This is a genomic window from Streptomyces sp. NPDC031265, assembly GCF_055570295.1.
In genome coordinates this window covers 59,538-80,043 of the sequence record NZ_JBVIHM010000020.1, presented here as the reverse complement: position 1 = coordinate 80,043, position 20,506 = coordinate 59,538, and the positions used below count along the sequence as shown (strand labels likewise).

At 71.9% G+C, this 20,506-nt stretch carries 21 protein-coding genes and 2 pseudogenes; 8 read left to right on the top strand and 15 right to left on the bottom strand.

Features of this window, described 5'->3' with window-relative positions; all coding sequences use genetic code 11:
* The first annotated feature begins 83 nt into the window (after nt 1–83).
* Complete coding sequence (locus ACZ499_RS26945; RefSeq protein WP_468678668.1) at nt 84–257, top strand: hypothetical protein; 174 nt, start codon at nt 84–86, stop codon at nt 255–257.
* Between the two features lie 111 nt (nt 258–368).
* Here the strand turns inward: ACZ499_RS26945 and ACZ499_RS26940 are convergent, their stop codons facing one another.
* Complete coding sequence (locus ACZ499_RS26940; RefSeq protein ID WP_468678664.1) at nt 369–1,508, bottom strand: hypothetical protein; 1,140 nt, start codon at nt 1,506–1,508, stop codon at nt 369–371.
* 960 nt (nt 1,509–2,468) lie between these two features.
* Here ACZ499_RS26940 and ACZ499_RS26935 point away from each other — a divergent pair.
* Both ACZ499_RS26935 and ACZ499_RS26930 read left to right on the top strand, forming a co-directional pair.
* Nucleotides 2,469–3,386: a MurR/RpiR family transcriptional regulator gene (locus tag ACZ499_RS26935; protein WP_468678663.1), complete on the top strand. Its 918-nt coding sequence runs from the start codon at nt 2,469–2,471 to the stop codon at nt 3,384–3,386.
* 322 nt (nt 3,387–3,708) lie between these two features.
* A complete protein-coding gene (locus tag ACZ499_RS26930; RefSeq protein WP_468678661.1) occupies nt 3,709–4,098 on the top strand; it encodes a hypothetical protein in 390 nt (129 codons plus the stop codon).
* Between the two features lie 41 nt (nt 4,099–4,139).
* Here ACZ499_RS26930 and ACZ499_RS26925 read toward each other — a convergent pair.
* Together ACZ499_RS26925 and ACZ499_RS26920 are read right to left on the bottom strand one after the other, a co-directional pair.
* Nucleotides 4,140–4,823, bottom strand: a pseudogene (locus tag ACZ499_RS26925) (YfcC family protein); the annotation flags it as partial.
* Complete coding sequence (locus tag ACZ499_RS26920; protein ID WP_468678659.1) at nt 4,772–5,026, bottom strand: hypothetical protein; 255 nt, start codon at nt 5,024–5,026, stop codon at nt 4,772–4,774. The gene ACZ499_RS26920 and the pseudogene ACZ499_RS26925, both read right to left, overlap by 52 nt.
* A gap of 175 nt (nt 5,027–5,201) precedes the next feature.
* Here ACZ499_RS26920 and ACZ499_RS26915 point away from each other — a divergent pair, with 175 nt between their 5' ends.
* A complete protein-coding gene (locus tag ACZ499_RS26915) occupies nt 5,202–5,468 on the top strand; it encodes a hypothetical protein (protein ID WP_468402313.1) in 267 nt (88 codons plus the stop codon).
* Here the strand turns inward: ACZ499_RS26915 and ACZ499_RS26910 are convergent, their stop codons facing one another.
* Entirely contained in the window at nt 5,469–6,485 is a 1,017-nt protein-coding gene (locus ACZ499_RS26910) for a LacI family DNA-binding transcriptional regulator (RefSeq protein ID WP_468678658.1), read from the bottom strand.
* Nucleotides 6,486–6,883: 398 nt separating this feature from the next.
* On the opposite strand from ACZ499_RS26910, the gene ACZ499_RS26905 reads away from it, so the two are divergent.
* On the top strand, nt 6,884–9,982 hold the full coding sequence (locus ACZ499_RS26905) for a GH92 family glycosyl hydrolase (protein ID WP_468678657.1): 3,099 nt from the start codon (nt 6,884–6,886) through the stop codon (nt 9,980–9,982).
* Here ACZ499_RS26905 and ACZ499_RS26900 read toward each other — a convergent pair.
* The 7 genes from ACZ499_RS26900 to ACZ499_RS26870 form a co-directional block, all read right to left on the bottom strand.
* Nucleotides 9,970–10,383: a hypothetical protein gene (locus ACZ499_RS26900; protein WP_468678655.1), complete on the bottom strand. Its 414-nt coding sequence runs from the start codon at nt 10,381–10,383 to the stop codon at nt 9,970–9,972. The genes ACZ499_RS26905 and ACZ499_RS26900 overlap by 13 nt on opposite strands.
* On the bottom strand, nt 10,380–10,514 hold the full coding sequence (locus tag ACZ499_RS26895) for a hypothetical protein (RefSeq protein ID WP_468678653.1): 135 nt from the start codon (nt 10,512–10,514) through the stop codon (nt 10,380–10,382). Before ACZ499_RS26895 ends, ACZ499_RS26900 begins: the two co-directional genes overlap by 4 nt.
* Nucleotides 10,511–10,756 (bottom strand): hypothetical protein, encoded by a 246-nt coding sequence (locus ACZ499_RS26890; protein ID WP_468678651.1) that lies wholly within the window; start codon nt 10,754–10,756, stop codon nt 10,511–10,513. The genes ACZ499_RS26895 and ACZ499_RS26890 overlap by 4 nt, the downstream gene beginning before the upstream one ends.
* A gap of 25 nt (nt 10,757–10,781) precedes the next feature.
* Entirely contained in the window at nt 10,782–11,834 is a 1,053-nt protein-coding gene (locus ACZ499_RS26885; RefSeq protein WP_468678649.1) for an SIS domain-containing protein, read from the bottom strand.
* A gap of 335 nt (nt 11,835–12,169) precedes the next feature.
* Nucleotides 12,170–13,621: an amino acid permease gene (locus ACZ499_RS26880; protein ID WP_468678795.1), complete on the bottom strand. Its 1,452-nt coding sequence runs from the start codon at nt 13,619–13,621 to the stop codon at nt 12,170–12,172.
* A 171-nt stretch (nt 13,622–13,792) separates the two neighbouring features.
* Entirely contained in the window at nt 13,793–14,749 is a 957-nt protein-coding gene (locus tag ACZ499_RS26875; protein ID WP_468402308.1) for a hypothetical protein, read from the bottom strand.
* 318 nt (nt 14,750–15,067) lie between these two features.
* Nucleotides 15,068–15,496: a hypothetical protein gene (locus ACZ499_RS26870; protein WP_468678647.1), complete on the bottom strand. Its 429-nt coding sequence runs from the start codon at nt 15,494–15,496 to the stop codon at nt 15,068–15,070.
* A gap of 364 nt (nt 15,497–15,860) precedes the next feature.
* On the opposite strand from ACZ499_RS26870, the gene ACZ499_RS26865 reads away from it, so the two are divergent.
* Nucleotides 15,861–16,802, top strand: coding sequence for a DUF389 domain-containing protein (locus ACZ499_RS26865; RefSeq protein ID WP_468678645.1), 942 nt, complete (start codon nt 15,861–15,863; stop codon nt 16,800–16,802).
* Nucleotides 16,803–16,868: 66 nt separating this feature from the next.
* Here the strand turns inward: ACZ499_RS26865 and ACZ499_RS26860 are convergent, their stop codons facing one another.
* A complete protein-coding gene (locus ACZ499_RS26860; protein WP_468678643.1) occupies nt 16,869–17,297 on the bottom strand; it encodes a hypothetical protein in 429 nt (142 codons plus the stop codon).
* Nucleotides 17,298–17,509: 212 nt separating this feature from the next.
* Between ACZ499_RS26860 and tgmA the strand changes: the two genes are divergently transcribed.
* Entirely contained in the window at nt 17,510–17,701 is a 192-nt protein-coding gene (gene tgmA / locus ACZ499_RS26855; RefSeq protein ID WP_371656159.1) for a putative ATP-grasp-modified RiPP, read from the top strand.
* 15 nt (nt 17,702–17,716) lie between these two features.
* Nucleotides 17,717–18,637 carry an ATP-grasp ribosomal peptide maturase gene (tgmB, locus tag ACZ499_RS26850; RefSeq protein WP_468678641.1) on the top strand — a complete coding sequence of 307 codons (921 nt, stop codon included), beginning with the start codon at nt 17,717–17,719 and terminating at the stop codon, nt 18,635–18,637.
* Here tgmB and ACZ499_RS26845 read toward each other — a convergent pair.
* From ACZ499_RS26845 to ACZ499_RS26835, 3 genes and pseudogenes are all read right to left on the bottom strand, one after another.
* The gene (locus ACZ499_RS26845) at nt 18,631–18,813 is read right to left on the bottom strand and encodes a hypothetical protein (RefSeq protein WP_468678639.1); all 183 of its coding nucleotides are present in this window, start codon (nt 18,811–18,813) and stop codon (nt 18,631–18,633) included. The two genes, tgmB and ACZ499_RS26845, sit on opposite strands and share 7 nt — an antisense overlap.
* 23 nt (nt 18,814–18,836) lie before the next feature.
* Nucleotides 18,837–19,271: pseudogene (locus ACZ499_RS26840) on the bottom strand (cytochrome P450); the annotation flags it as partial.
* A gap of 179 nt (nt 19,272–19,450) precedes the next feature.
* Nucleotides 19,451–20,437, bottom strand: coding sequence for a LysR family transcriptional regulator (locus ACZ499_RS26835; protein ID WP_468678638.1), 987 nt, complete (start codon nt 20,435–20,437; stop codon nt 19,451–19,453).
* Between the last annotated feature and the right edge of the window lie 69 nt (nt 20,438–20,506).

Below are 20,506 nucleotides of genomic sequence, written 5' to 3'. Positions count from 1 at the left end.
AGCAGCAGACCCGCAGGTGGGGCGGGCAGTCAAGGGCCAGCTGGACCAGCTCCCACTACGACGCGGCGGACAGCGGCCGGGTGATGGCCCTGCACCCGTTCGTCATCGGCCTGCTGTTCCGCCTCAAGTACCTGGGCCAGGCCCTGGAGTACGCGGTGAACCACCCCGGGGTGCGGGTGACGACGAGCGATGAGATCGCCGCCCACTTCGTCAGCGGAAGAAACCAGGCGTCGGCAGGCCCGGACGGAACGGCATGATCACCCGCTCCAGGTTCGCCTGGATCTGTTCGGCCTCCCGGCGGACGTCGCCAGGGACGTCACCCCGTTCCCGTATGAGCTGGGCGTAGATCGGTACGTCACTGTCGCTGTTCACCGCGCGCTGTCCCTCCTGGCCGCCGGCGCGTCCCGCCGGCGGCACGATTTTAGGCGGTGCGGGAGGGCGGTCGAGCACGGCGGTCGGTCCGTGGCCGCGATCGCGCTCGCCGTGGTGCCCAGCGGGACCCACTCGGAGCGGCGGCCGGCCCACCGGGAGACGGCCGGCACGTCGGGGGCTGTGCGGTAGAGCGGGTTGCCGCCGACGGCAAGGGCGACGCCCGCCTCCCCGATCGCGGTCCACGAGCCCGGAACCCCGTCGTACTGGAGGATCCGCCCGGTGGCCGCGTCGTCGGCGAACAGCCCGGCGCCACCTGCGTGCAGCTTGTGGGCCGGGCCGCCGATCCGCCGCCAGCCGCTGCCCCTGCCGTTGGCCTGCCAGATCTCCTTGTCGTCGGGGAGTGGCGGGCCACGTAGTCGGGGCCGCCCGCGTCGACCCAGGTGTCGCCGTAACGGGAGTACCGGAACAGGGCGCCCGTGTCCGGGCTCGTCGCGAAGAGGCCCGCGCCGCCCGCCGACGGCGTACGGGTGCGAGGACACGGCCTGGAGCGAGCGGGACGGAATCCGCCGTATCCGCTTCCCCAACCACCGGGCGTCGGCACGCTGTTGCTCCAGCGCGTGCCCGATGCGCACCAGCTCGAAGGCGGGCGTGGCGTCCGCGAGGGGGACGGACGGGAGGCGGCCGTGGGCGCCCGTGTCGGCCGGTGGGCCGGGCGCGGCCGCTGCGGCACGGGGCGGGGTACTGGTTTCCGGCGCGGCACAGGGGTGGGGCAGGGAGTCGGTCTCCGGCGAGAGCCGGGCCTGCGTCAAGTCTCCGGCGTCCGGTGGCGGAGACCCGGCCTCCGGTGTGCGGGCGGCCTCCGGCCAAGGCCCGGCCTCCGGTGTGCGGGCGGCCTCCGGCCAAGGCCCGGCCTTCGGTGTGCGGGCGGCCTCCGGCCAAGGCCCGGCCTTCGGTGTGCGGGCGGCCTCCGGCCAAGGCCCGGCCTTCGGTGTGCGGGCGGCCTCCGGCCAAGGCCCGGCCTTCGGTGTGCGGGCGGCCTCCGGCCAAGGCCCGGCCTTCGGTGTGCGGACATCTTCCGCCGAACGGTCGGCCTTCGGCGCAGGGGCGCCCCGGCGCAGCGCGCCCGCCACCGGCACGGGGCCGCCCTGCGTCAACTCCGCTGCAGCCGACCGGATTTCGCCCCCCCCGCCGGGCACTCGCGTCCCGTTGGGCCTCGGCGTCCGCGACGGCCCCTCGTGCCGCCGCCTCCACGGACCGGGCGGCCACCAACTGGTCGACGGCCTGGTCCGGTCGCAGCCGCACCTGCTCGGCCACTGCGGATTCCGCTTCCTCGGACGCCGCGTCCCCAGATCGCGCTTCCGCGAGCCTGGAGGAGGCGTCCGGCTGCCCGGCCGCCGGGGAAGGCACCCCGGCGGCGGAGCTCGCGTACCCGGCCCCGCCGTCGTCCGCGCGGTCCCGGAGCAGCGTCACCATCGCCGGCAGGCTCTCCACCAGACGGCCCGATCCGGCGAGGTCCGTGCGTGCCTGACGCAGTGCCTCCTCCACGCCCGGCGCGGGCCTGCCCGCCACCTCGGCAGTGAGCGCCCGGTCGTGCAGCCGCCGGGCCTCGGCGAGCAGCCCTTCTCGGCGCAGGGGGTCCCGGACCTGGTCCTTGAGTACGGTGTTGAGGCGCCCGAGCGCGATGACCCGTGCTCCGGAGCGGTATTCGCTCCACGCCGTCTTGCCGCCGCCGTACCGCTGCGCGAGCTCCCGCACCGTCTGGCCGCGGGTCACCTCACGCAGAAAGCCCGCGAGTTCGTCGGCGGCTTCCGCTCTGCCCTTCGGCCCACCTTGCGGACGTCCTGCTCTGGTCATGTGTCGCCCCTGCTCCACCAACCGGCCGCATGGTCCGTGCGTTGACCGACGCGCGTGCGGCCCCCCGGCCGCATCCCCCGCGCGAGCGCGGCACGGGGAACACCTTCCGGCTTGTCACGTCCAGCACAAGAAGCCACCGGTGTCTCGAATGCGCGCCCGCCCCCACCGGCGGAACGGGCGCCGGCCCGTCACGGCGGTGAGCTATGTTTTGAACACACATGGCATGAGAAGGAGGCCCGCCGGTGTCATCGGGGCAGAAGGCGCGCGCCCAGGCGGCCGCGATCACGCCGAGCGGGCAGGCGTCGGACCACGAGCGCCCCGCGGCGGACCGGGTGCGCGCCCTCTTCGACGGCCACCGCCTCTCCCCGGGGCAGCGGCGCATCGCCCAGTACATGATCGACCACCTCACCGAGGCCGTGTTCCTCTCGATCACCGAGCTCGCGGAGCGGGCCGGGGTGAGCCAGCCGTCCGTGACCCGCTTCGCGGTGTCCCTCGGCTACAGCGGCTATCCCGCCCTGCGTGACGTGCTCCAGCCGATCGCCCTGAGCGCGGTCGCGGGGTCGCCGGAGACCCGCGAGCAGATCCGGCACAACGAGCTGCAGGCGGCGGTGGACGCCGAGATCGAGAATTTGGAGAACGTGCGCAGGCTGGTGGCCAACACCAACCAGGTGCTGGAGATCGGCCGCGAGCTGGCCGGCTCGGTGCCGCTGACCATCATCGGCCTGCGGATCTCCGTGTCCCTGGCGGAGTACTTCGCGTACGCGGCCCGGCGCATCCACCCCGATGTGCGGCTGGTGACGCGCGGCGGCAGCGTCGCCTACGACGCGCTGCTCCAGTCCCGCTCGGCGGGCGGCACCTGGGTACTGGCCTTCGCCATGCCCCGGCACGCCAAGGAGACCCTGGCCGCGCTGCGGGCGGCCCGCAGCGCGGGGCTGCGCATCGCTCTGATCACGGACACCACCCTGGGGCCGCTGGTCGACGAGGCGGATGTGGCGCTGACCGCCGGCACCGGATCACGGCTGGTGTTCGACTCGTACGCGGCACCGAGCATGCTCGCCGCGGCCCTGCTCCAGGCGATGGCGGATGCCGATCCGGAGCGGACGCAGGCGCGCCTCGAGGAGTACGAGCAGGCCGCCGACCAGCACGGTTTCTTCCTGTAGGACCGATTCGCCCACCGGGCTCCCCGGGATCTTCACACCTTTCGGGTGCATGAATTTTTTCATACCCTTGTTTACTCAACGGTATATATGTTTACTGAGGCGGTGGCGATCCCCCGATCCCCCAGATGCCAAGGAAGGCGACCCCACGCCCTCTGAGAGCGAACAGCCGACGTGACGCCCCCCTCCTCGCGTCAGGCCGGATGTTCGATCGAGGCTTTCGGATCCGGGCGGACGCCCACGGGCGGCCTCGGCTAACCCCTAGGCCGGGGCCGCCCCCCTTCCACCTCTCGATCAGAGTTCGACAACTTCGGAAGCGACGAGAATGCCCCACACGGCCCCTACCATCGCGCTCAGCCCGGACTGGCCCTGTCAGGTCAAGGAACCCGGGACGCGGGACTGGGAACGCACGGCCACCCGCTGGCTGCGCGACCTGCTGCCGGCCCGCTACGCCGGCTACTCACCGCTCACCCGCCACCACGTCATCCTCGCCCGGCACGCACAGCTCCAGCTCCAGCACGAGCTGCGCGCGGTCCGGGTGGCCCTGCAGACCAGCCGGGCCGAGCTGCCCACGCTGGGCGTGGCGGAAGCGGTCATCGAGAACACCATCCGGATGTACGCGACGGAGCTGGACCAGCTGGGCCGCCTCGCGCGCGGGGTGCGTCTGGTGACGGACGCGCTGATGGGCGACCACCCGGCCCACCGCAGGCCGTAGGCCACGTCCGCCCGGCCGAAGCCCTCACGTACCCTCGCGCCTCACGTCATCGCCGCCCCCGGCGCCACGAATCCGCAGATCAGTACGGACAGGATGGCGAGCAGGGACCAGACGAAGCGCAGGTACTTGTCGTAGCCGACCTTGGCGAGGGCGACGCCGCCGATCGTCACGGCCGCCGTCGGCACCCACAGGTTCATCCAGCCGCTCGCCGCCTGCCAGGCGGTGACGACCACCGCCCGCGAGACGCCCGCGAAGTCGGCCGGCGGGGCGAGGATCGGCATGGCGAGGGTGGCGTGCCCGGAGGTGGACGGGATCAGGAAGGCCGGCGGCAGGTTCACCACGAAGACGATGACGGCGAACAGGCCCGAAGAGGTGCCCTTCACGACGCCCTCGATGGAGTGCAGGACCGTGTCCGTGATCCTGGAGTTGTTCATGATCACGGTCACGCCGCGGGCCGGCGTGATGACGAGCGCGGGGGAGATGAAGTCGCCCGCGCCCTCGATGATCGTCGAGCTGGTCTTCTGCTCGCCGAGGCGGGCCGCCAGGCCGACGAGCACCGCCGCGCGCAGGAAGAGCGCCGCCAACTGCGGGAAGGGCCAGTCGAGTTCGAAGGGGTACGGGGTGGCGTCGGCCTTGCCCGTCAGCGCGCTCGACCGCGGCACCACCGAGAAGATCATGAAGGCGAAGACGAGGCCGAGCACGACGAGAACGGCCTTGTGCGTGCCACCACCGGGGCGGTGCCGGGCAGGTCGAGCCGCTCGATGTGGGGCACTCCGACGTCACGGAGCAGCTCAGCCACCAGGTCGTGCGCCTGCTCGATGGGTTCGGGCGGAAAGCCCGGGAAGGCGATGGAGGGAGGCGCCGCCAGCCGTTCCAGATCTGCGCGGAGCCCGTCCATGAGGCCGTCGACCCGGGTTTCCAGCTCCATCGCACGCCGCCCTGACTGCCGCTGAGCCGCCGCGCCCGGCGCACGGGCCGACGGATCCGAATGCCATCGGGACACCACGATTCGCGATCGGGCGCACCGCCGCACTACGGGTGGTGGACCCGGGGCACCCCGCTCGCGCCCGTCGTTGTCAGTGGTGGATGGCACGCTGGCGGGTATGGACGAGCTGATACGGCGCCGTGTCTATGGAGCCGACCACGACGATCCGGACCCCGGACCGCGACCGGGCCATGTCTACCGCGAGCTGGTGGCGGGACCGCTGGACGGGCTGCTGCTCGACGTCACCGGCTGGACCGACGGGCAGCTGCGCGAAGGCGCCGCGCTCGCCACGGAGATCGGCTCCCACGGCCCGGGCGGCCGCGCCTGGTACGGCCCGCGGCCCGGCGATCCGCACCACTGGGACTGGGCGGGCGACACGCCCTGACTATGCGGGCCCGGAGCGGCGGGAGCCCTGCTGTCCCGGCCCGCGGACGATCAGCCGGGTGAGCAGCACGACCGACCGGGGCGCCGAGCGGTCGCCGTCGATGCGGGAGAACAGCAGCTGGGCCGCGGTGGCGCCGAGCGCGACCGGATCCTGGCTGACCACGCTGAGCGGCGGGCTGAGGCGGTCGGCGAGCGGGAAGTCGTCGAAGCCGATGACGTCGACGCGGTCGGCGTGCCCGAGCGCGCCCATCACCCCCATGGTGATCACGTCGTTGGTGGTGAACAGGGCGGTGGGCGGCCGGGCCAGGGCCCGCAGCGCGGCCAGCGCCGCCGCCGCGTCCGACCGGCTGCGCAGGTCGTGCCGTACGAGCGCGGGGTCCTCGGGTACGCCGTGCGCGGCCAGCGCGTCGAGGTAGCCGGCGTGGCGCTCGCGCTGGGTCCAGATGCCGAACCGGTCGCCGAGGTAGGCGATACGGGTGTGGCCCTGGGCGAGCAGATGGCGGACGGCCCGCTCCGCGCCCGCGCGGTTGTCGACCGTGACGGTGTCGACGGCCAGGCCCTTGGCGGGCCGGTCCACACAGACGACGCGCGTGCCGCCCTCCATCGGCTGTTTGAGGAAGCCGTGGCCGCCGATGGTGGGGACAAGCAGGAGGCCGTCGACCTGGCGGGCGGTGAAGGCCGCTATGACCTCGCGTTCGCGGCGCGGCTCGTCGTTGGTGCTGCCGACGAGGACGAGACAGCCGCGGCGATGCGCCTCGTCCTCCACCGAGCGGGCCATGAGCGCGTAGAACGGGTTGGCCAGATCGTCCACGACGAGCCCGATCGTGGACGTTCCGGGGTTCTTTCGCCGTAGGTTGCGGGCGTTGTCGTTGCGCTGGTAGCCCAACTGCCGTACGGCCTGCTCGACTCGGGCGGCCGTCCCGGGGGAGACCCCGGGCTCGCCCGACACCGCGCGCGACACGGTCATGGGGCTGACCCCGGCGGCGCGGGCCACGTCCTTCATCGTCGGGCGGTTCACGGGCCTCCTCAGCGGCGGATCCCTCTTCGGGGACGGGCACGGCGATGCGTCGATGATTGCAGACGGAGCCGCATGTCAGGCCAGATGAGGGGACCTTGGTGCGGCTGGTGCGGCCTGGGCTCCGGTGCGGGCCCGGCTTGGTAACGTTCCCACCCTCAACGGCTGGTTCCGGGGCTTGTTCACGCCCCTGCCTCTTGACGAGCCGTCAGGGACACCTCAACAATCCTGAGTTGATTGGTAACGTTCACACGCCCACCCTTCACCCGCACTCCGAGCATCCCCGTCCCCGAGGCAGCCCGCCGGACGGCGAGCGGGCCTCCGCGAGAAGGTGGTCCCCCCTCGTGCTCCGATCCGTGCACCCCTCCAGATCCCCGCTCCGCTCCCGGTACGCGGGGGCGTTGAGCGCCCTCGCCCTGGCCGCCTCGGGCCTCGTCGGCCTCGCCGCGGCGGCGCCGGCCCACGCGGCGGTGCTGCCGCTGACCCAGTACGTGGACCCGTTCATCGGCACCGACGACAGCAACGCCCCCAACCCCGTGCCGGGCGGCGCCGGGGGCAGCACCTACCCCGGCGCCGTAGTGCCCTTCGGCGGCGTCCAGTTCAGCCCCGACACCCCCACCGCCTCCCCGTCCGGCTACCGCTACAAGGACGCCTCCGTCGAGGACTTCAGCCTCACCCACTTCGACGGCGCGGGCTGCGCCAACAACGAGGACCTGCCGCTGCTGCCGGTCACCGGCGCACTCGGCACCTCACCGGGCTCCAACTGGACCGGCTACGCGTCCGGCTACACCAAGGCGAACGAGGTGGCCAGGCCCGGCTACTACAAGACGCGCCTCGACCGCTACGCCACCGACGTCGAGCTGTCCGCCACCACCCGCACCGGCATGGGCAAGCTGACCTACCCCGCCTCGGCCACGTCCCGCCTGCTGGTCAACACGGGCCGCAGCGCCACCGGCAGCCGCGCCGGAACCGTGCACGTCAACGGCAACGAGCTGACCGGCAGCGTGACGGCCGGCGGATTCTGCGGCTCGTCCAAGACGTACCAGATCTACTTCGACATCCGCTTCGACCGGACCCCGACCGGCTTCGGCACCTGGTCGGGCTCCGCTGTCACCGACGGCTCGGCGAACGCGTCGGGCACCAACACCGGCGCCTACGTCACCTTCGACACCACCGCCAGCACCACGGTCCAGTTCAAGGTGGGCCTGTCGTACGTCAGCGTCGCGGGCGCCCAGGCCAATGTGGCGGCGGAGAACGGCGGCTGGGACTTCGGCGCGGTACGCACGGCGGCCGACGACTCCTGGAACCGGATGCTCAACCGGCTCCAGGTCTCCGGCGGCAGCACCGCTGAGCGCCAGAAGTTCTACACCTCGCTCTACCACGTCCTGCAGAGCCCCAACATCTCCAGTGATGTGAACGGCGACTACCGGGGCTTCGACAACGCCGTGCACAACTCGGCCCGGCCGGTGTACCAGAACTACTCGGGCTGGGACATCTACCGCTCCTGGGCGTCGCTGATAGGGCTGATCGCGCCCACCGAGGCCAGTGACATCGCCAAGTCGATGGTCCTGGACGGGCAGCAGGGCGGACTGCTGCCCAAGTGGTCGCAGCAGACCAACGAGGACTTCGTGATGACCGGCGACCCGGGCCCGATCATCGTCGCCGGCCTGTACGCGTTCGGGGGGCGCGACTTCGACACGAGCGCGGCGCTCGCCCTGATGGAGAAGGCGTCCAACGGCGGCACCACCCAGGGCAGCGCGATCCGCGGGCGCCAGTCGACGTACACGAACCTGCACTACCTCGACGACCCCTCCGACTCGCTCGAATACTCCGCGTCCGACTTCGCGGTGGCCCAGTTCGCCAAGGCGCTCGGCAACACCTCCAGCTACACCACCCACATGAGCCGCGCGCAGTGGTGGCGCAACACCTTCAGCCAGGAGTCGTCGTACGTCCAGCAGCACAAGAGCGACGGCTCCTGGACCTGGCCGCTCGACCCGGCGAGCCAGTCCACCTTCACCGAGGGCAACGCCTCCCAGTACACCTGGATGGTCCCGCACGACTTCGCCGGCCTGATCAACTCGATGGGCGGCCGGCAGACCGCCGTCCAGCGCCTCGACCACCACTTCACCGAGGTCAACGCCGGTCAGAGCAGGCCGTACTACTACATCGGCAACGAGCCCGAGCACGGTGTGCCGTGGGCCTACAACTATGCCCGCCACCCGGCCGGAGCCTCGGACGCGGTGCGCAAGGTGATGGCCGAGTCCTTCACCACCGGCGCCGGCGGCCTGCCGGGCAACGACGACCTCGGCGCCACCTCCGCCTGGTACGTGTGGGCGGCGCTCGGTATGTATCCGGCCACGCCCGGCGCGGACACGCTCGCGCTGCACGGGCCGCAGTTCCCGTCCGTCCTGATCCAGCGCGCCGCCGGGAACATCACCATCAACACCTCCGGCTCCGGCCCCTATGTGCAGGGGCTCGGCGTCAACGGCACCGCCACCAGCCACAACTACCTGCGCTATCCGGACCTCGCGGCCGGTGCCACCCTCACGTACACCATGGGCGCGGTCCCCAGTGCCACCTGGGGCACCGGGGCGTCCGACGTGCCGCCCTCCTTCCAGGACGGCGCCACTCCGGTACCGCCCGCGCCCGAGCTCGGCGCCGACCTCGCCCAGGGCGCGACGGCGACCGGATCGGCCGTCTGCGCGGCGGCCGAGTCGCCCGACAAGGCGGTGGACGGCTCGTTGAAGAACAACAGCAAGTGGTGCTCGGCCGCGAGCAGCCCCTCGCTCCAGGTCGATCTCGGATCCGCCAGGAACGTGTCGTCGTTCGTGGTCGAGCACGCCGGTCTCGGCGGTGAGAACACCGGCTGGAACACCGGTGGCTTCCAGATCCAGACCAGCACCGACGGCTCCTCCTGGACCACGGCCGCCACCGTCACGGGGTCGCGCTCCAGCCGGACCTACCACCCGGTCTCGGCCCGCACGGCCCGCTACGTCCGGCTGCTGGTCACCAGCCCGTCCAACACCTCGGGCAGCGCGGCCCGCATCTACGAGCTGGAGGTGTACGGCGGCGGGAGCGGCAACCTCGCCCTCGGGCGGGCGGCGACCGGCTCGGCGTCGTGCAACGGGTCGGAGACCCCCGACAAGGCGGTCAACGGAAGCGTCAGTGGCGGCAACAGCGACAAGTGGTGCTCGCTCGCCTCCGGCACCAAGGACCTCCAGGTCGACCTGGGCGCCTCCCACCCGCTGAACTCGATCACCGTGCGCCACGCGGGCGCGGGCGGCGAGAGCGCCGGTCTGGACACCAAGGACTTCGATCTGAGCGTCTCCGCCGACGCGGCGACCTGGACCACGGTGGCACAGGTCCGCGGCAACAGCGCCGACTCGACCACCAACCCGGTCGCCGCCTCCGCCCGCTATGTGCGGCTCTCGGTCGTCACTCCCACGCAGACCGCCGACCAGGCCGCCCGGATATACGAGTTGGAGGTCTACGGCACCTGACGCACGGGCCTGGTCGACGGGATGTCGTCGCGCGCCGCCGGGCACGTGTGGTCGGCGGCCGGCAGCCGCCCGTCGGCCAGATAGGCGTTGACCGTACGAGATCCGCCGTTCGCCGAGCACCGTCCGCACCACGTCGAGGTCGCGTGCGGCGTTGCGGGTCGACGCGTACGGCAGCAGACCGGCCGCGTTGCGGCGGCACTTGGCGGCCAGATCGCGCTGGAGGGCGTCATACGGGCGAAGCCCGCCCGGTCCTTGCCTGCCGCGCGGAGGTGCGCGCTGGTCGGCCAGCGGCAGTCGATGGGCGCGTTCCGGCCGGTGATGCGGGGGTCGACGCCCACCGCGTCGTACCGGGCAGCGAGTTCGCCCATCGCGGCCCGGCGCTCCAGCAGGTAGTCGATCACCGGGTCGCCGGGCCGCCCTCGTTCACCACGAGTGCGCCGATCCAGTGAGCGGTGTCGGTTGCCCGGATGCGGGCGACCGCGACGGTGACGCCCGGGCCGCCGGGGCGGGTGTGGTCGAGGGGGACCTTCACCTCGGCGCACCGGGGCCCGCCTTCTCCAGCTCCTGGCCGGAGGTGTCCTGGGCGTCGCGCACACAGCCGTGCCAGGCGGGGACTTGGCGGGCGGGATCGGCGGGGCGGGCGGCGGCCGTCGACGGCGGGGCGGCCGTCAGCGCGAGGAGGGCGGCCACGGCCGTGGCCGCCCCGAGCCGGACGCGGGTCTGCTGGCCGTACGCGAGCCTCGCGTCACCGAGGGTAGCGGGACGTTTCGTCACTCCGCCGCCGAAAGCGGAAATTCCGTCAGAGGACCGCGACGGGCGAGGCGCGCTCGAAGTCCGCGAGGACGATACCGCCCTCCTTGGTGTCGTCGTTGATGAAGACGATCGACTCGATGGGTACGTTCCGTTCGTCGCTCAGCGCAGCCACCAGCTCCTGTGCCACGACCGTCTCCAGGACGACCCGGGCGCTGGGTGGGCTGTCGGGCAGCCGTACGACGGCGAGGTTCTCGGACGCCTTGACCCGGGCGGTGGTCACCAGCAGCGTCAGATGGCCCGCGGCCGACAGGGAGCGGGCGAGCGCGACCTCGCGGCCGCAGCCGAAGACGAGGTGCAGTGTGTTGCCCGCCGACTCCATCTCGCCGTGCAGGTAGTTGCGGGTGACCGAGGCGGCGGCCGGCATCCGGGGCACCTCGCGCAGCAGCAGCGCCGCCTCCTCCGCGGTGACCCGGGAGGCGCCGGAGGCGACGCAGTCGGCGGCCACGCACCGCGCGGCACGGGTCCGCAGCGAGGCGACGGCGTGGGCCGCCCGCGTCCGTACGGCCTCGGCCTGCTCGGGGACGCCGTCCCAGGCGTCCCCGTCGCGGCCCGCGATCACCCCCGCGATCAGGTCGAGGGCGACGACGGTACCGGTGAAGCCGACGGTCGAGGCGCAGGAGTCCGGCTCGTTGCCGAGGTCGACGGTGAGTCCGGCGAGGGCGCCGAGCGGGGAGGGGGTGACGTTGAGGAGCGCGAGGGTCGGCACGCCGCACGCCGCCCGGAACGCCGCGATCGTCTCCGAGCTGCGGCCGCTCTGCGACACGCCGATGAGCAGATCCGTGTCGAAGCCGCCCAGCCCTTCCTCGATCTCGCTGGCGAGCACCCGCTGGGCGGGCACGCCGTGGCCGCGCAGCACCTCGACCGGCAGCGCCAGAGCCGCGTACGAGGCACCGATGCCGACGAGGAGCGGGCGCTTGACGTCACGCAGCCGGTCACCGACGGAACCGTCCAACTGCCGCCGCACATGGTCGATCACGCGCTCCAGCGCCTGCGGCTGGCCGGCCTGGCCGTCGAGGAAGGTGATTCGCGTTCCGGACATGAGGAGTCCTTTCGTGCGCCCCCGGCGTGAGCGGGCCGGAGCGCGGAGCGGGGGACAGAAGGCGGACGAACCGGGCAGGTAGGACGTTGAAGGCAGGATCATCCTGCGAAGTGCCGACCGGGGGAATGGCGCCCGGGGAGCGCACGGTGGCGGTCGTGTCCGCCGTGACCGCAGGTGCCTCATCCGCGGCGGTGGCGCGCCGGGGCCCCACTGCGCACGGCGCAGGGTGTCCGCCATCCGGCCGGGCGCCGGGTACCCGCCCACGTACACGGGCCGTCCCCCGCTCCGAAGAGGCGGGGGACGGCCCGGAAGGTCAGGCGTGGGACGTCAGGGCGTCAGATGAGGTCCATCGCGGCCACCTCGTCGGGGCTGCCGTAGCTGACCGGGCCCTGGAAGCGGTGGCGGGCGGTGACGAACCACCACACGGTGGCGATGAACAGCACCGCACCCAGCGCGATCGGGGCGTAGTTGAACGAGGTGGTGGTGATCGGCGAGGTCTGCGGCAGCATGAACAGCACGCTGCTGAGCGCGATCCAGACCACGGCGACCGCCGCCACGGGCTTGCCCCACCGGCCCAGGTTCCACGGGCCGGGCTCGAAGGCGTCCAGGCGCAGCCGCAGGAAGATGGGGACGCCGTAGGCGAGGTAGAGGCCGACGACGTTGACACTGACGATGGCGGTGAAGGCGGTGTGCGACCACCAGCCGGGGATGATCAGCACCAGCGAGCAGGCCGCGGCCAGCCACACGGCCTTGACCGGGGTGCGGGTGCGCAGGGAAACCGAGTGCCACCAGCGCGATCCCGGCATCGCCCCGTCGCGCGAGAAGGCGAAGATCTGGCGGGTGTTGCTGGTCATGTTGGCGAGGCCGCAGAACAGCATGGCGCCGATCACGATCAGCAGGAGCAGCTTGGCGGTGCCCATGCCGAGCGCGTCGATGAGGATCTGCACCGGCGGGGCCGCCGAGCTCGCCTCGCCCGCGTAGTCGCGGATCGCGTACACCAGGGCGAGCATCAGGACCAGTCCGGCGAGCGCCGAGTAGATGATCGCGCGCATGATGCCCTTGGGCGTGTTGACCGTGGCCTTCACGGTCTCCTCCGACATGTGGAAACTGCCGTCGAAGCCGGTGAACGTCCAGCTGGTCACCAGCAGGCCCAGCATCGCCGCGTACAGCCCGTTGCTGAAGCCGGTGGTGTTGACGAAGTGGTTGGCGAACGACGCGGACTGGTGATGTGAGGGCTTGAAGCTCAGGGCGGCCACGATCACCACCATGCCGACCAGCAGCCACCACACGGAAATCCGGTTCACCACGGCCACCAGCTGCACCGTGTACGTGTTGGCCAGCGCCTGCACCACCAGGATCACCGCGGCGATGCCGACGGTCTGCTGGGGCGTCGGGTCGTACGACGGCCACTGCATCGAGACGAACGCCTGGATGAAGGTCGCGGCCGCGTAGTTGGTGGCGGCGGTGCCGCCCACCTGGCCGACGAAGTTCAGCCACCCCGTGTACCAGGACCAAGCGCCGCGGTGCCGCTTGGCGAGCTTGCCGGCGGAGAAGTACAGGGCGCCGCTGGTCGGGTAGGCGGAGGCGATCTCGCCCATCGCCGCGCCGACGAACAGCACCATCACCGACACACCGATCCAGCCGAAGATGAGGATGCGCGGGCCGCCGGCGCCCATTCCGAATCCGAAGGCGGAAAATATACCGGAGATGATGTTGATGATCGTAAAAGATATCGCGAAATTGTCGAACGCGTGGAATCTGCGGGTGAGTTTCCGCGGGTAGCCCATCGCGTGCAGCGTCGCGTCGTCGTCGAGGGCGACGGGTGCTTCACGGCGAGGGGCTTTCGAGCGGAGCGGGGACGTGCGCTCGGACACTGGGGCAGCCTTTCCTGGTGGGGGTGGACAGGACGCGTCGAGTCTCGTACGGGTGCCGCGGGGGCGTGCGGCCGCAGGGGTGGATCAGGCCGGGCCGGGGGTCTGAAGTCCGCATGACCGCCTGGCCCTGGTCAGCCGTTCCTCGGGGTCGCCGAACGCGCTCCAGGGCATACGGGAGGCGTAGGGCCCCATGGCCGTGAGCACTTCCCGGGCCTCGAACTCGCGCTTGGCCATGTACAGCGCGTGCGCAAGATACGCCAGGTCGAGCACCGGCGTGAAGCGGTAACTCGCCGTGTGGGGAAACCAGTTCTGGTAGATGCCCAGCGCGGTGGCCGTCCACTGGGGCTGCAGCCAGGTGCTGTCCGCGAGGAGCGCGGACGAGTCGTAGTCCTCGACCAGCGCGACCAGGGGGAGCAGTCGCAGCGGCGAGTTGAGCGGTGCGCGGTGGCTGAGGAAGGAGGCGACGTCCCAGCGGGCGCTCGCCGAGCCGCCGTGGCGCGTGAAGAAGAAGGCCAGGAACCGGTGGTGGGCCTCACGGTTCCAGGGGTCGAGCCGCAGGACGTGGGAGAAGAGCAGCCAGGGTCCCGGCGGCGCGGTCAACAGGCCTTTGGGGGCCGGGTCGTGGGAGCGTTCGAAGCGGGCGAGGGCGAGCTGGGCGACCCACGGGGTGGGGTCCTGCGGGAGCAGCTTCGCGGCCCGTCCGCAGGCGGCGGTCGCGATGCGCACCAGCGCACCGGCCCGGCCGTCCTGGGCGTCGGCCATGCGTAGCGCTCGTACCATCGCGACACGCGCGGCCAACAGCGCGGCCTCCGCACTGGGTTCCTCGGCGAGCCACCGCTCGGCGAGGTCGGAGTCGGCGGCCTCGGACGCGAGCACCAGCGAGCGGTGGGCCCGCACCTCGAAGTCCGTGCGCGCGTCCTTGAGTACGTTGTGCGCACTCAGATACCGACCGGCCCGCACGTCCGTGCATGCTTGCGCCAACTCGCGATCGTCGGCGGCTGGATGCCACACGTACTGTCCCTCGAACGAGCCCGCAGTCACGATCCCCTCTCCATCCCGAAGACGACGCCACCCGCATGCGCATTCCGGCCATGGCGAATTCGGCCAAGGGACGTAACCCCTACGCAGGCTCACTGACAGCGAGGCACACCTTACTCATCATTAAGTCGTATCGAAACTCGTCGCCCGGAATATCTGGTTCCTTGTCATTTATGGGCGGGACAAATGAGGTTCGCTCCACCGGTGCCGTCGCGCGGCTTTGGCGGGGTGCCGGTACGGGGTATGTGTACGGCATATTCCTCGGCCGATCGAGCCTTTTCGGCCGTGGCCGGATTCAGCGGACGGCGTTCCCGCGCCGCCTCACGGCAGCAGCGAGCGGGTCCGTAGCCAGATCTCCATCTCGTGGAGCGGCTCGTCGACCGTGAGGAAGTTGCTCCGGACGCCGAGCCCCGCCGCCCGGCCGTAGGTGTCGGCCCGCTGCTGCGCCAGCTTCACCAGCCGGATCGGCTCGGCGAGGCCCACCGGGTCCTTCGCCTCCATCGCCGCGCGCAGGGCCGCTGCGGCGGCGAGCTTGCGGGTGGCCGCCCGGCGGCACTCGTCGGCCGTGGTGCAGCTCGGATCCGCCGTGGCCCGATAGGTCTTGAGGGCCTGTGTGAGGCTCGGCGCCGAAGACGCGGACGGTTTCGCGGAGTCGTCCGCGTTCGCGTCGTCACACCCGGCCGCCGCCACGGCGAGCACGACAGCCACCGCGAGCGCCGTCCCGGTACGGCGTACCGGTCCTAACGGCACAGCTCCGCCAGCCAGTGGTCGGCGACCTTCCGCGAGGCGGACACGATCTCGTACCTGGACGGGAGACCGTCGGCGGCGCTTGCCGGGGACAGTGCTGCCAAGGGGCCGGCAGTCGCCAACACGGCACTGGCTGCCAGCAGTTGACGTCGATTCATCTCCCGGCACCTCTCCATCCGTGGAATTCCGTATCCTGCACGGGAATCAGGGGTGTGTCCATGGAGCGTTGTCCAAAGGGGCCACCCGGGTGGTGCGCGTGACGCGGGTGCGCGGCGCGTGCCACCCTTGCCGTCTGTGGAGGCCCTGTCACGGGGCCGGGCGCCGGTGCCGGCCGGCGCCGAGGGAACCGATACCTGGAGTAGGGCTGTTGCTGCATCTGCGTCTGAACGTGCCCGCCGACCTCACCGACGAGGTGGTGCGGACCCTGGAGGCCACGGTGGGCACCGCCCATCTGGCCGTCGTCCCGGGCGCCTCCCGCAACCCCGCGGGCGATCTGGTGCTGTGCGACGTCGCCCGCGAGGCCGGGGACGAACTCCTCGGCAGTCTGCGCTCCCTCGGCCTCGACCGGTCCGGGGCGATCGCCGTCGAGAACATCGACCTGTCGCTGTCCAAGCGCGCCGAGAAGGCCGAGGCGGAGGCCCCGGGCGAGGGCGTGGACGCGGTGCTGTGGGAACAGCTGGCGGACGCGACCCACGAGGAGTCGACGCTCACGGTCACCTATGTGGCGTTCCTGGCCATCGCCACGATGCTCGCCGCGTGCGGAGTGATGCTCGACAACGCCATCCTGATCGTGGGCGCGATGGCGGTCGGTCCCGAGTTCGGGCCGCTGGCCGGGATCTCCACGGCGCTCGTCCAGCGCGCGCCCGGGCTTGCGTGGCGGTCGCTGACGGCGCTGGTGGTGGGCTTCGCCGCGGCCATGCTGCTGACGGCCGGGTTCGGCTGGCTCCTTGACCAGGTGGGGCTCTTCGACAAGGCCATGCTGGAGGCGGACCGCCCCAACACCGCCTTCATCTGGAAGCCGGACTGGATGTCGTTCGTCGTCGCCTTCCTGGCGGGTGTCGCCGGAACCCTCTCGCTCACCTCGGCCAAGTCCGGGGCGCTGATCGGGGTGGCCATCTCGGTGACCACTGTCCCGGCGGCGGCCAACGCCGCCATGGCGTTCAGCTACAAGGAGTACGCCCAGACCTGGGGCTCGACCGAGCAGCTGCTCGCCAACCTGGGCGGGATCGTCCTTGCGGGCATCCTCACCCTGCTCACCCAGAGGTCATTCCTGGCGAGCCTGCGCCGGCGCCGTACGCCCGCGCGCTGAGGCTCGTACCGCGTGGCGCGGGGCGGGGGCAGCCCGCCGCTCCCGCGCCACACGCGAACGGGCCGGTCAGTGCTGCTGGGGGCGGCCCTTGTCGAACCAGTCCTCCGACTCGCAGTGGTGCTCGTAGTACGAGCCCTTGCTGGCCTTGCTGCCCTCGGCGGTGTGGCAGCTGCTCTTGTTCCCGCCCTCGGCGCCGTTGTCGCCATCGCGGTCGTTGTCACGGCCGGAGCCGCGCCCGTGCTCGCGGTCGTTGTCACGGTCGGAGTCGCGCCCGTGCTCGCGGTCGTTGTCACGGTCGGAGTCGCGCCCGTGCTCGCGGTCCCTGTCACGGTCGGAGTCGCGCCCGTGCTCGCGGCCGTGGTCACGGCCGTGGTCCTGGCCGTGGCTGTGCTGGCGGCAGTGATCGTCGTTGTCGTGGGCGAGCGCGGTCGCCGCGCCGCCGAAGACCATGCCGACTGCGAGGACGCTCGCAGAGATCGTGGTACGCAAACGCATGGGTGCTCCTGTGAAGTGGGTGAAATCTGACGTCCTCAGCGATCACCGTTACGGGAGTCGGCGAAACCTGACGTCACTCGACTGCCCGGTGTGTGACTACCGGTGTGTGACGTCCTTCACGTCTATGTGGCGGAACGTGATGAATGCCTTACAGGGGCACTACGTACAGGTGTGCACAAGGATCGGCGTGACGTTTCTGCAGGAGGTTCCCCATGAGGCCGTTCACTCTGCACTACACGGTGCCGCATGAACCGGAGGCCGTGGCCGTCCCCTACCACTTCGACGCCTCACGGCAGCTGAACGTGCTGCCCGACGGGCGTCCCGCCGTCGCCGACCGCGCGGTGCTCAGGGCGACCGGCACCACCACGTCCACCGCCGGTTCCCAGACCCATTTCGACGACTGACGGCCCGGCAGTCGGATGACGGTTCTCATCCTCACCTGCGAAGGTGACGTCACCACGGACATGGTGGTGACCGAGCTGCACGAGCGGGGTGTCCCGCTGGTGCGCCTCGACCCCGCCGATCTGCCCGGCAGAGCGGTGCTGTCCGCCGAGTACGCCCACGGGGACTTCGCCGGGCACCTGTCGGTCGACGGGTTCCTCGTGAGCATGTCCGGGCTGCGCTCGGTCTGGGTGCGCCGGCCGGGGCAGCCCGCCGCCCATGCGCCCGAGCCCTCCCAGTGGCTCACCGCGGAGGTCCGGCAGGCGCTGTTCGGCATGCTGTACTCGGCGTCGGCGCGCTGGATGAACCATCCGCGCGACGCCGAACAGGCCCGCCACAAGCCGTGGCAGCTGCGGGTCGCCCACGCCGGCGGGTTCGCCGTGCCGCCCACGGTCGTCACGACGGTTCCCCGCGTGGCCCGGCAGTTCGCGCAGGAGTACCGGGACGTGGTGGTGAAGAGCGCCGCCGGGCCGCCGCCGGACGAGCCCCTGATGGCGCTGCCGACCACATTGATCGGACCCGACGCGGACTTCTCCAGCGTCCGGGCGGGCCCGGTGCTGCTCCAGCGCTACATCCCCAAGAAGGCGGACATCCGGCTGACCTGTGTGGGTGCACTGCTGTTCGCCGCCCGGAAGGTGTCCGACCTCCAGCAGGTGGACGGGCGCTACGACGACAGCGGTCACCGCTGGGAGCCCACCGGGGTGCCCGACCGCATCGCCGAGTCGGTGTACGCGTACACCCGCCGCACCGGGCTCGCCTACGCGGCGTTCGACTTCGCCGAGGACGCGGACGGGGTCTGGTGGTTCCTGGAGTGCAACCAGGGCGGGCAGTTCGGCTTCGTCGAACTCGACACGGGCCAGCCGATAGCCGCCGCGGTCGCCGCCTGGCTGGCTCAGTGAACCGCGGCGCGGCCGCGTACGGTCGCCACCAGCGGCAGCTCGGGTTGCAGCAGCAGTCCGGCGCGGGGCGCCACCTCGGTGGCCGGCAGGTCGAGGCGGCAGCGCTGGGCGAGGGTGGCCAGTACGAGGGCGGATCGGGCCTGGCGAAGCGGGCGCCGAGACAGGTCCGCGGCCACCGCCGAACGGGTACCGGGCGTGGTCCGGCACCGCCTGCGGCGCGTCGGCGCCCCAGCGCTCGGGGCGGAACTCGTCGGGGCGCGCGAACCAGCGCGGGTCGCCGGTGCGTGGTCCACTGGCTGCACCGGACGAGGGTGCCGGCCGGAACGCGCGCGCCGCCGAGTGTGGCTCCCGGGCGGCGGGCGACCGCGGGGACCAGCCAGACCGGCGGATACAGGCGCAGCGCCTCCTTGACGATCTGCTGGGTCCACACGAGCCGGTCGTAGTCGTCGATGGTGGGCGGGCGCCCCGCCGGCACATCGTCCGGTTCGGCTTCGAGCCGGGCGCGGGCAGCCGGGGAGCGGGAGAGCAGGTGCACGGTCCACGTCAGCGGGCCCAGCGACGAGGTCACCGCGTCCCCGAACTCGTCGCGCAGCAGCGTCAGGAAGCCCAGCGGATCCTTCCCGAAGGCGAACATATTGCCGAGCGGCCGGGGCAGGCCCCGGGGGCCGCGGACGGGGTGGAGCGGGGGTGCGGAGAGGGGCACGGGGACTCCCGGGGTGCGCCGGTGAGGGCTCAACACAGTGCTTTTCTGCCCATGTGCCCGGTGCGACAAGCCGTCGGTGCGAGCCGTCACGGACTCCGCGCCCTGAAGGCTCAGGCGTCGGAGGCCTGGAGCTCCTGCCGTTCGCCCGGCGGATGCAGCTCCGGGTGGGTGTCCCACCAGGCCCGGTGGAACGCGTTGTTGTCGACGTTGGACACATACGCGCAGACCGCCGCGCGGTAGAGCAGCTCGGCCTGCCCGGCCGGGACGGCCGAGCGGTTCCAGGCCAGGCGGATGCGGCCGTGAAGCGGGGCGCCGACGAGGGGGCGCATCACGGTGCCCTCGGCCCGCGGCGCGGTCGGCTGGCTCAGGGCGACGGCGCGGCCCCCGGCGATCAGCGCGTACTGCATCTGGCGGTCCGCGATCCGGTGGCGCAGCCGGGGCACGAACCCGGCTCGCGCGCACGCCTCGAGGAAGGCCTCCGGGCCGCCGTCGTCGTCCTCCACGAGTGTCATCCACGCCTCGTCGGCCAGGTCGGCCAGCTCGATGTGCTCCCGGCCGGCCAGCGGGTGGCGGGCCGACATCCGGATGGAAAATGGTTCCTCCGGGATCAGCGTTCTGGCCAGGACCCCTTCGGGGAGCGGGACTTCGTGGTCGTTCACCTCCCCGTACACGATGGCGTCGTAGCGTCCGGCGCCGAGCATCCGGGTCAGCGCGGTCACCGAGTGCTCCAGGTCCACGGTGATCTCCTGCCCGGAGAGCGAGAGATCGGTCTGCTCCAGCAGGCCGTCGACCAGGACGAGCAGGATGCAGCCGAGCCGCATCGGGGCGTCGGTGGCGACCGTGCGCGCCCGGGTGCCGAGCGCGTCCATCTCGCTGAGCACCCGGCGCGCCCTGGCCAGCACGAACCGGCCGAGCGCGGTCGGCTCCGTGCCGTGGCGGCTGCGGATGAACAGATCGCCGCCGGTCACCCGCTCGATGCGGCGCAGTTGGGCGGAGAGTGAGGGCTGGGAGACCCCGAGTCGGCGGGCGGCGCGTCCAAGGCTGCCCGCTTCGGCAATCTGGCAGACGGCCTGTAAGTGCCTCAACTCCAGCTGCATCCTCCGAGCGTACGCAGCGGCCTCCCGCCGCACCATAACTCGCGCCGTATGACCAACTGGTATGTACCA